The organism is Kitasatospora sp. NPDC059571 (genome assembly GCF_042735675.1).
Lineage (GTDB): Bacteria > Actinomycetota > Actinomycetes > Streptomycetales > Streptomycetaceae > Kitasatospora.
In genome coordinates this window covers 1-8826 of record NZ_JBHWBW010000283.1, presented here as the reverse complement: position 1 = coordinate 8826, position 8826 = coordinate 1, and the positions used below count along the sequence as shown (strand labels likewise).

The 8826-nt window shown below is 75.4% G+C and carries 10 protein-coding genes and 1 pseudogene; 5 read left to right on the top strand and 6 right to left on the bottom strand.

The window, feature by feature from the left end:
* Positions 1 to 89: 89 nt before the first annotated feature.
* On the top strand, positions 90 to 1199 hold the full coding sequence (locus ACFV0G_RS26115) for a molybdopterin-dependent oxidoreductase (RefSeq protein ID WP_380552694.1): 1110 nt from the start codon (positions 90 to 92) through the stop codon (positions 1197 to 1199).
* Positions 1199 to 1654 (top strand): hypothetical protein, encoded by a 456-nt coding sequence (locus tag ACFV0G_RS26110; protein ID WP_380552688.1) that lies wholly within the window; start codon positions 1199 to 1201, stop codon positions 1652 to 1654. The genes ACFV0G_RS26115 and ACFV0G_RS26110 overlap by 1 nt, the downstream gene beginning before the upstream one ends.
* 6 nt (positions 1655 to 1660) lie before the next feature.
* Here the strand turns inward: ACFV0G_RS26110 and ACFV0G_RS26105 are convergent, their stop codons facing one another.
* On the bottom strand, positions 1661 to 2548 hold the full coding sequence (locus tag ACFV0G_RS26105) for an S-methyl-5'-thioadenosine phosphorylase (RefSeq protein WP_380552685.1): 888 nt from the start codon (positions 2546 to 2548) through the stop codon (positions 1661 to 1663).
* A gap of 166 nt (positions 2549 to 2714) precedes the next feature.
* Between ACFV0G_RS26105 and ACFV0G_RS26100 the strand changes: the two genes are divergently transcribed.
* Positions 2715 to 3443 carry an alpha/beta fold hydrolase gene (locus ACFV0G_RS26100; protein WP_380552682.1) on the top strand — a complete coding sequence of 243 codons (729 nt, stop codon included), beginning with the start codon at positions 2715 to 2717 and terminating at the stop codon, positions 3441 to 3443.
* A 157-nt stretch (positions 3444 to 3600) separates the two neighbouring features.
* Here ACFV0G_RS26100 and ACFV0G_RS26095 read toward each other — a convergent pair whose 3' ends face one another.
* The 4 genes from ACFV0G_RS26095 to ACFV0G_RS26080 all read right to left on the bottom strand — a co-directional run bounded on the left by ACFV0G_RS26095 (position 3601) and on the right by ACFV0G_RS26080 (position 6134).
* Entirely contained in the window at positions 3601 to 4122 is a 522-nt protein-coding gene (locus ACFV0G_RS26095; protein WP_380552679.1) for a DUF664 domain-containing protein, read from the bottom strand.
* A gap of 200 nt (positions 4123 to 4322) precedes the next feature.
* Positions 4323 to 4958 (bottom strand): hypothetical protein, encoded by a 636-nt coding sequence (locus tag ACFV0G_RS26090; RefSeq protein ID WP_380552676.1) that lies wholly within the window; start codon positions 4956 to 4958, stop codon positions 4323 to 4325.
* An 81-nt stretch (positions 4959 to 5039) separates the two neighbouring features.
* Entirely contained in the window at positions 5040 to 5660 is a 621-nt protein-coding gene (locus ACFV0G_RS26085; RefSeq protein ID WP_380552673.1) for an SRPBCC family protein, read from the bottom strand.
* 117 nt (positions 5661 to 5777) lie between these two features.
* The gene (locus tag ACFV0G_RS26080; protein WP_380552670.1) at positions 5778 to 6134 is read right to left on the bottom strand and encodes an STAS/SEC14 domain-containing protein; all 357 of its coding nucleotides are present in this window, start codon (positions 6132 to 6134) and stop codon (positions 5778 to 5780) included.
* 225 nt (positions 6135 to 6359) lie between these two features.
* On the opposite strand from ACFV0G_RS26080, the gene ACFV0G_RS26075 reads away from it, so the two are divergent.
* Positions 6360 to 7622 (top strand): MFS transporter, encoded by a 1263-nt coding sequence (locus tag ACFV0G_RS26075; protein WP_380552667.1) that lies wholly within the window; start codon positions 6360 to 6362, stop codon positions 7620 to 7622.
* A 71-nt stretch (positions 7623 to 7693) separates the two neighbouring features.
* Here ACFV0G_RS26075 and ACFV0G_RS26070 read toward each other — a convergent pair whose 3' ends face one another.
* The gene (locus ACFV0G_RS26070; protein ID WP_380552664.1) at positions 7694 to 8224 is read right to left on the bottom strand and encodes a hypothetical protein; all 531 of its coding nucleotides are present in this window, start codon (positions 8222 to 8224) and stop codon (positions 7694 to 7696) included.
* Positions 8225 to 8438: 214 nt separating this feature from the next.
* Here ACFV0G_RS26070 and ACFV0G_RS26065 point away from each other — a divergent pair.
* A pseudogene (locus ACFV0G_RS26065) lies at positions 8439 to 8777 on the top strand (aldo/keto reductase); the annotation flags it as partial.
* Between the last annotated feature and the right edge of the window lie 49 nt (positions 8778 to 8826).

Here is an 8826-nt window from a genome sequence, read left to right as displayed (position 1 = left end):
CAGGTGATGGAGTGGTGGACAACGACACCGACACCCCCGCCCGCGGCCGCCCGCGGCTCGACCTGCCGCTGCCCGCCCCGCCCGAGGCGCTGCGGCGCGGGCCGCGGCGCGAGGGCGCCTTCCGCTCCCGCCTGCACGAGCCCCGCACGGCCGTGGTCATCGGCCGCTGGCTGGGCGCGGCCGTGCTGGTCTGCTTCCTCACGGGGCTGGCCAGCCATCTGCTGCAGGACCCGCCGACCTGGCTGCGCGACCGTCTGCCGCCCCGGCCGGTCCAGGGCTACCGGATCACCCAGGGGCTGCACGTGATCAGCGGGATCGCCGCGATCCCGCTGCTGGGCGCCAAGTTGTGGACGGTCTACCCGCAGCTGTTCGCCTGGCCGCCGGTGCGCAGCGTGCGGCACGCGCTGGAGCGGCTCGGTATCGCGGTGCTGGTCGCGGCGATGCTGCTGGAGGTGTTCACCGGGCTGCTCAACACCGTCCAGTGGTACCCCTGGCCGTTCCCGTTCCGGCAGACCCACTTCTGGCTGGCCTGGGCGGCGACCGGCGGGCTGCTGCTGCACATCGCGGCGAAGGGCCCGGAGATCGCCGAGCACTGGCGGCGGCCGGTGCCGCCGCTCGCCGGGCGGCGGGCGTTCCTCGGCGCGGTGACCGCCTCGGTCGCCGCGGTCACCCTGACCACCGCGGGCCAGACCGTGCCGTGGCTGCGCCGGCTGGACCTGCTCGCGCCGCGCCGTCCCGACATCGGCCCGCAGGGGCTGCCGGTCAACCGGACGGCCGTCCAGGCGGGCACCACCGCCGTCCCGGCCGACTGGCGCCTGACCGTGGTCGGGCCGCGGCCGTACACCCTGGGCCTGGCCGAACTGGCCGCCCTCCCGCAGGTCGAGGCGGAGCTGCCGATCGCCTGCGTCGAGGGGTGGAGCGCCTCGGCCCGCTGGTCGGGGGTGCGGGTGCGCGACCTGCTGGACCGGGCGGGCGCGCCGGCCGATGCCCGGGTGCGGTTCACCTCGCTGGAGGCGGACGGCCCGTACCGGGTGATGGAGATGCCCGCCGCATACGCCCGGGACGGCCTGACGCTGCTCGCGCTGCGGGTCAACGGCGAGGTCCTGGACGCCGACCACGGCTACCCGGCGCGGGTCATCGCGCCGAACCGGCCGGGCGTGCTGCAGACCAAGTGGGTGGTCCGGATGGAGGTGCTGTGATGGGCGGCCGGGCGGTGCGGCTGGTGCGCGCGGCGGGCGCGCTGGGCGGCGCGGCGATGATCGGCTACGGGATCGCCGGGCTGCTGCAGGACCGGTACGAGAGCGATCCGCTGTCGGTGCTGTGGTGGGCGGTCGGCGGGCTGCTGCTGCACGACGGGCTGTGGGTGCCGCTGGTCTGCCTGGCGGGCGCGTCCTTCGCGCGGAGCACGCCGGTGCGCTCGGGGCTGGTGGTGGCCGCCGCGCTGACCGCGGTCGGGCTGCCGTCGGTGCTGCGGGCCGGCGACGACCACGGCAACCCGACTGTGCTGCCGCTGCCGTACCTGCGGAACTGGCTGCTGCTGCTCGCCGCCGTCGCCGCGGCCACCGCCGGGTGGGCTGTGGCGCGGCGGTGGGCCCGTCGGCGGGCCGACCGGCGGGCCGGGCAGCGGGGCGGCGCCCCGGTGAAGCACCGGTGAGGCCGGTCAGACGCCGGTGAGGCCGGTCTCCAGGCCGTCCAGGGCATGCGAGCAGACGCAGTCCCGGGCGGCCGGGAGACCCTCCAGGGCCTTGAACAGGACCGAGCGCAGCCGGTCGACGTTGCGGCCGAAGACCTCCAGGACCTCGGCGTGGGTGACGCCCTCGCCGGTCTCGACGCCCGCGTCGAGGTCGGTGACCAGGGCCAGCGAGGTGTAGCAGACGGCGAGTTCACGGGCCAGCACGGCCTCCGGGTGCCCGGTCATGCCGACCACCGACCAGCCGTTGGCGGTGAACCAGCGGGACTCCGCGCGGGTGGAGAAGCGCGGGCCCTCGACCACCACCAGGGTGCCGCCGTCGACCGGCTCCCAGGCGTCGTCGCGGGCGGCGGCCAGTGCGGTGCGCCGCCCGTCCGGGCAGTACGGGTCGGCCATCGACACGTGGACCACCTCGGGCACCGAGCCGTCCGGCAGCGGCAGGCCGTCGTAGAAGGTCTGCACCCGCGGCCCGGTGCGGTCGACGAACTGGTCCGGCACCAGCAGCGTGCCCGGGCCGTACTCGGGGCGCAGCCCGCCGACCGCGCACGGGCCGAGCACCTGACGGACCCCGAGCGAGTGCAGTGCCCACAGGTTGGCCCGGTAGTTGATCCGGTGCGGCGGAAGGGTGTGGCCGCGGCCGTGGCGCGGCAGGAAGGCCACGCTGCGGCCGGCCACCTCGCCGACGAAGACGGAGTCGCTGGGCGATCCGTACGGGGTCTGGACGGCGACCTCGATGACGTCGTCGAGCAGCGCGTACAGGCCGGACCCGCCGATCACGCCGATCTCGGCAACGGGTGCTCCGGCGGCGCGCGGTGCCGGGCGGGCGGTCGAGGGGGCGGTCGAGGGGGCGTCAGCCATGGCCACTCCTTGGGGTGGTGAGCTCCGGTCGAATGCGGCGGCCCGAGGCTCGTACCGCCGCGGTCACACCCTATGAGGCGCGGGCCGCCGGCACCCGCGTGAGCGCCTTACGGTTCGCCTACGGCGCCGCGTACAGTGACACCCTCGGCTGACGGGAGTGACGGACATGGACGGACAGGCGGTGGCCCACCGGGCCTCCGGCCAGCACCGGGCGCTGGAGTGGCGCCGGCGGCCCGACGCGCCGAGCGCGGCGGTGCTGGTGCTGCACGGCGGCCAGGAGCACGGGGTGCACCGCCCGGGTCCGGTCAACCTGCCGGGGCTGCGGATGCGGCCCTTCGCCCGGGCCGTGGAGCGCGCCACCGCAGGGGCCGGCGTGGCCGTCGGCGTGGTCCGCTACCGCTGCCGGGGCTGGAACGGCGACCGGGCCGACGCCGCCCGCGACACCACCGCGGCGCTCCAGGACCTCGCCGAGGAGCTCGGACCGATCCCGACCGTGCTGATCGGGCACTCGATGGGCGGCCGGGCGGCGCTGCGGGCCGCCGGACACCCGTGCGTGACCGGCGTGGTGGCGCTGGCCCCGTGGTGCCCGGAGGGCGAGCCCTGCGACCAGCTGGAGGGCCGGCGGGTGGTGGTGCTGCACGGCGAGCGCGACAAGATCACCGATCCGGGGGCAGCCGCCGTCTTCGCCACCAGGGCCCGCTCGGCGGGCGCACACACGGCGGGCTACCTGGTCGCCCGCAGCGGCCACACGTTGCTGCACCGCGCGCCCACCTGGCACCGCACCACCGCCGAGCTCACCGCCGGGCTGCTGGGCCTGGGCCGGCTCCCGGCCGCGGTGTCCGCCGCACTGGCGCTGCCCGCGGACGACGGCGGCGGGCTGCGACTGCCGCTCTGAGCGGCGGGCGCGGCCGCGGCCCGTACCGCCTCGGCCACGGGTCGGGCGGCGGTCGGCGGGCGGCGGTCGGCGGGCGGCGGTCGGCGGGCGGCGGTCGGCGGTCGGCGGTCGGCGGTCGGCGGTCGGCCGAGGGTGACCGCGGGTGGGTCGGTCGGGCTCAGCCCCGGGTCGGGCGGCGCAGCAGCATGCCGCGCACGTAGGCGGCCTGCCCGGCGTGCTGGAGGTCGTCGGCGACCACGCTGATCAGCCGGACCCCGAGGGTGACCGGCGGATCCCAGCGCCGGTCGACGACGCGTTCGAGGGCGGCGGCGCGGAGCGTGCGGACGTAGTCCAGGGTCCGCGCGTGGACGGCGTCGTGGTAGCCGGTGAGCAGCTTCGGCGAGTCGACCCGGACGGCCGCCACCTCGGCGGGCCCGTGCCCGTAGCCGGTGTCGCCGGGCGGGAACGGCAGGTCGAAGCGGTCCGCCCAGCCGTCGGCCGTCCAGAGCTGCTCGGCGCCGGCCACGTCGGCGACGTGGTCGTCCTGGATCCGGGTGAGGTGCCAGACCAGCCAGGCGACGGTGTTGGCGCCGACCTCCGGGCTGGTGGAGAGCGCGTCCGCGTCGAGGCCGCGGACGGCGTCGTGGACGCTCTCGCGGATCCGGTCGAAGGCGTCGGCCAGCAGATCGGCGCTGTTCACGAGGCGGGTCCTTCCGGAGGCGGACGGGGCATTCCGATTCTGCCCGCCGGGTCCGCCGGGCAGGGGCCGACCCCGCCGGGCGGTCGACCGAACGGCCCCGGCCCATTCATCTCAGCTGTCTTTAACGCGGCTTGAATTCATTGCGGCTGACCCTCTGGTGTACGACTACGAGCAGCAGCCGGCGCGTCCATGCCGTCCCGTCAGTACCACAGGGTGAGCCCGACAGCGCCAACTCCCTTGCGCGCCGCGTAACGCAGCACCCGAAGCGGGCCGTCGATCAGCTCGTCGATGTCGTGATTCGGGTCGTCCGCCATCTCGTCCAGCCACTGCCGGACCCGGGCGGCCACGTGGGCCCGGCGCGGCGGGTCCATGGCGAGTGCCTGCTCGGCCGCGGGGAGAGCGGAACGTGCCTGGGAGGCATCGAAGAGGAACTGCCCGCAGCACCCGGGGAGTCGGAGCGTCGTGTCGAGGCCGAGCGCCCACATGAGCGCCGCCGCGCCGTCACCCCTGGGTACGGCGGCACAGAACAGGCCTTCGCCTTCCTGCTGCGGGACGGCGTGAAACAGATGGTCCTGGAACTCGTCCACCTCGCTCTCGTCGTTCCGGACTCTGTCGACCGCGTCGGCGAAGCGCACGATCTCGTCGGTGCGCGACAGCCGCTCGGGCGCCCTGTCCAACGACCCTGCCGGCCCGAACTCCTTGCGCCACGGGCTCATGCAGGCGGACGACTCCGGCCACGTGCCGTGAGCACCCGCCGCGTCGGGGAATCGGCGGCGCGTTTCCTCGACGACATCGTCCGCCACGACGCCGACCACCCAGACCCCCATCACGCTCATCCGTGCTCCTTCACGTAGACGTCGCTCAGGACCGACGACCGGGAAACCCAGTGCCGTGACCGGGCGGCGCAGCATACCGCCTCAGCGGTCGGCGTCGGCGAATCGGCCGGTCTCGATGGCGGTCTTCAGGTGGTGGTGGGTCGCCAGGTGGGCGGCCGTGCCACGGGTTGCGGCGAATCGGGCGAGGAGGAGGTTGGCCTCGAAGGCGAGGGTCTCGTCGACCCTGGTGCGGCCGTCGTCCAGGGCGGTGACGACGACCTTCTGTCGCGTCATGACGGCCGGGGACGACCAGGTGACGGTCTCGTAGGTGAGGTTCCGGTGATCTATCCGCTGGCGCACGTGGACGGCGGTGCTGACCCGGACACCGGCCACGGGTACCGCCTCGAAGGCGGTGAAGTCGACCGTCCGGACGTCCTGCTGGGCCGCCTCCGCGTGCATGACGAGCCGCTGGAGGAAGGAGTGGGCGCCCATGTGGTTGCGCACGTCGGCGTACACCTCGAAGACCCGCCGTGCGGGCGCCTCGATGTCGATCGTCAGGGTGTGCTCGACGAGCCGGCGCAGCCGGCCGCCCGGAGGGCCCGGTGGAGTGCGGAGCCGGGTGGCCGACTGCCATGCGGCGCGGACCTCGCGGTCGCCGGCCTCGCGATCGGGGGCCTGGGCAGTTCGGGCGGGGCGTGCTCCGGGCAGCCGGGGCAGTCTCACGGCACCTCACAGGGGAACGGTCCGAGCAGGGAGTCGAATGAGTTGTACAGGCCGCGGGACGCTCCGGCCAAGGCATTCTCCTGCCCCTCGTTCACGGACTCCCGTCGCCGGCCGCCCTCAGCCGCGCACCCACTCGACGGCTTCGGCCCGCCTGTCCAGCGGGAAGGTCCGCATCTCCCCCGGAGTCATCCAGCCGAACAGGCCGGCCAGGTGGTGCATCCACTCGATGTCGGTCACCAGCGCGATGCGCTTCCACACCCGGAGGTGCTCGACGCCCATCTTCAGGTCCTGCCACAGCGCCCCGCCGGACATGCCGTGGAAGTCCTCCATGACGATCACGAATCGGACCTCGCCGGCCTCGGCGGCCCGTTCGAGTGCGGGGAGCACCACGTCGCGGTAGTCCTCCGCCGAGAGCCTCCCGCCCGCCGTGAATCCGATGACCCCCGCGGGCATGTCCTCCAGCTGCTCGATCACGTCATCTCCTCTCTCGCGGACCGTGCTTCCGGGGCGGCGAGGACGCCGTCCGATCTCAGCCGGCCGATCTCAGCCTCCCCCGGCCGCCCGGGTTGGTCCACCCGGCCGGGCGCGACGGGTCAGGCCGCGGGCGGGAGGTGCGGCGCACCGACCGGGCCCGGGCGCCGGGGCCATCGGCTAGGGTCTCGACGTGAATCAGCTCGAGCCGGTTTCGGCCCTCCCCCGATGAACCTCGCCCGCGCATTGATCGATGTACGGCCGTTGCGGACGTCTCCGCTGTTCCGGCGCCTGCTGATCGGGCGGACGGTGTCCACGCTCGGCAGCTTCATGACCATGGTCACCGTGATGTTCCAGGTGTGGGACACGACCCGCAGTACCGTGTGGAGCGGGGCGGTGGGGCTGGCGCAGGCGCTGCCGATGATCGGCATCGGCCTGTTCGCCGGGGCCTGGGTCGACCGGGCCGACCGGCGCCGCGTCTACCTCCTGGGCAATGCCGGCCAGGCCACCTGTTCCCTGTTGCTGGCGGTGCAGGGGTTCACCGGGCACGCTCCGGTGGCCGTCGTGCTGGCGCTGGTGGCGGTGCAGGCCTCGTTCGGTGCGGTCGGCGCTCCGGCCGCGGGGGTGTTCGTGCCACGGCTGCTGCCGAAGGACCAGGTGGCCGCCGCACTGGCGCTGAACCAGGTCACCGGGCAGGCGATGATGCTGCTCGGTCCGGCCGCCGCCGGGGTCGTGCTCGGCTGGTGGGGCACCGGCGTCTGCTACCTGCTGGACGCCCTCAGTTTCGCGGTCTCGTTCGCCTCCGCCCTCGGCCTGCCCGCGATGCCGCCCGTGGGCGAGAAGTCCCGTCCGGGGCTGGGCGGAGTGGCCGACGGCCTGCGGTTCCTGACCGGCCACCGTGTGGTGCGCGGCGCGCTCCTGACGGATCTGGCCGCCACGGTGCTGGCCATGCCGGCCAGCCTCTTCCCCCTGGTCAACAGCGAGCGTTTCGACGGCGACCCGCGCACGCTCGGCCTGTTCCTGTCCGCGCTCGCCGTGGGCGGCGTCGCCACGACCGCGCTCTCCGGTCCCGTCACGCGGCTGGCGCGCCCGGGCCCTGTGATGCTCTGCGCCGCCGGTACGTGGGGTGCCGCCCTCGCCGGGTTCGGCCTGACGACCAGCGCTTGGGCGGGCCTGGGGCTCCTGGTCGTGGCCGGCGCCGCGGACGCGCTGGCCGTCCTCTCCCGCACCACGATCGTGCAGACCTGCACGCCCGATGCGCTGCTCGGCCGGGTGACGGCCGCGGAGACGATCGTCGGCCAGGCGGGCCCGCAGCTGGGGAACCTCCGGGCCGGCGCGGTGGCGGGGTGGTCGTCGGGTGCGACCGCCCTGGTCACGGGCGGCCTGATGTGCCTGGTGGTGGTGACCGCGGTGGGCCTGTCGACCCCGGAGCTGCAGCGCCGAGGCGGACCGGCGGGGGCCGGGCAGCCACCGGCCCCGGCGGCCGGGTGAGGCGGGCCGGAGAACGGCGGGCCCGCCCCGGGCCCGCTCCCTGATCGGGGCAGGCCGAACCGGCCTCACTACTACCGCCCCGGGGGCAGGAACTCGCGCAGCGCATGGGGCACCAGGACCAGTCCCAGGACCTCCTGTTCGACGCCTCCCGAGTCGCGGGAGCGCAGCACCGGAGTCGGTCCGCCGCACCTGGTCCGGATGGCCCGGAGCACATCGGGGTCCGCCCGTCCGCGGTCGTACAGCGCGGCGAGTTCGCCGGCCGTCGCGCGCCGCGCATCGGTGATGCCGGTGACGAGGGAGTGTGCCCCGACCGCGCGGACCCGCTCGCTCCCGCTCCCGTCAGGGGCCGGCAGATCGGCGAGGCAGGACCCGTCCTCCAGCGGGACGGACCCGTCCTCCAGCGGGTCGGTCGCGGCGGGCGCCACCTCGTCGCCGATGTGCCAGACGACGCCCGCGCCGGCGGCCCTGGCCGCGTACCAGCCGCCGAGGTCGAGGAAGTCCCGGTCCGCCACCGGCAGCATGCCGTCGGAGAGCAAGGGCAGGAGCCCGGCGGCCAGGGCCCGTTCCGGGGCGGCGCCCGGCCCGACCTCGACTCCGAACACCCCGCCCCCGCCGTACTCGGCGAGGACGGCGACCCGCGCCTGCGGCAGCCGCGCTGCGGCGCTCGGCGGGAGTCGCGAAGTGCCCGACGTCGGCCTCGCCCGGCGGGAAGCCCGAAGTAGAGGACGGTGTCCGCGGGCAGTCGCCGTCTGCGGCTCCCGGTCCGGCCGCAGACTGCCACGGCCTGCTGGACGTCCTCCAGGGGGGAAGGCCTTCCCGGCGCTGCCCGAGAACGCCCGCAAGCTGGCGGTGGTCGAGCAGTTGGTCGAGCTCGCCGACGGCGTCGGCTGCTCGCTGCCGGAGCTCGCGGTGGCCTTTCCGCTGGCCCATCCGGCGGTCGCCTCGGTGATCATCGGGCCGTGCACCGTGGACCAGCTCACCGGCCTGCTCAAGGGCGCCGCGCTCACGCTGGACGACGCGACGCTCGACCGGATCGACGAGATCGCGCCGCCGGGCACCGACCTCTCCCACCCCGACGGCGCCTGGCGCTCGCCCGCCCTAACCCCGGCCGCGCGCCGCCGGCCGCTCGACGACCGGGCGGCGGCCGGGGCGTGAGCCGCCCGGCAGCGGTCCGGGCTTCGCGGACGGCCGCGCGGGACGGGGG

Coding starts and splice junctions, on each gene's coding strand:
- ACFV0G_RS26110 (WP_380552688.1), top strand. CDS start 1,199: ATGGGCGGCCGGGCGGTGCGGCTGGTGCGCGCGGCGGGCGCGCTGGGC.
- ACFV0G_RS26100 (WP_380552682.1), top strand. CDS start 2,715: ATGGACGGACAGGCGGTGGCCCACCGGGCCTCCGGCCAGCACCGGGCG.
- ACFV0G_RS26075 (WP_380552667.1), top strand. CDS start 6,360: ATGAACCTCGCCCGCGCATTGATCGATGTACGGCCGTTGCGGACGTCT.
- ACFV0G_RS26105 (WP_380552685.1), bottom strand. CDS start 2,548: ATGGCTGACGCCCCCTCGACCGCCCCCTCGACCGCCCGCCCGGCACCG.
- ACFV0G_RS26090 (WP_380552676.1), bottom strand. CDS start 4,958: ATGAGCGTGATGGGGGTCTGGGTGGTCGGCGTCGTGGCGGACGATGTC.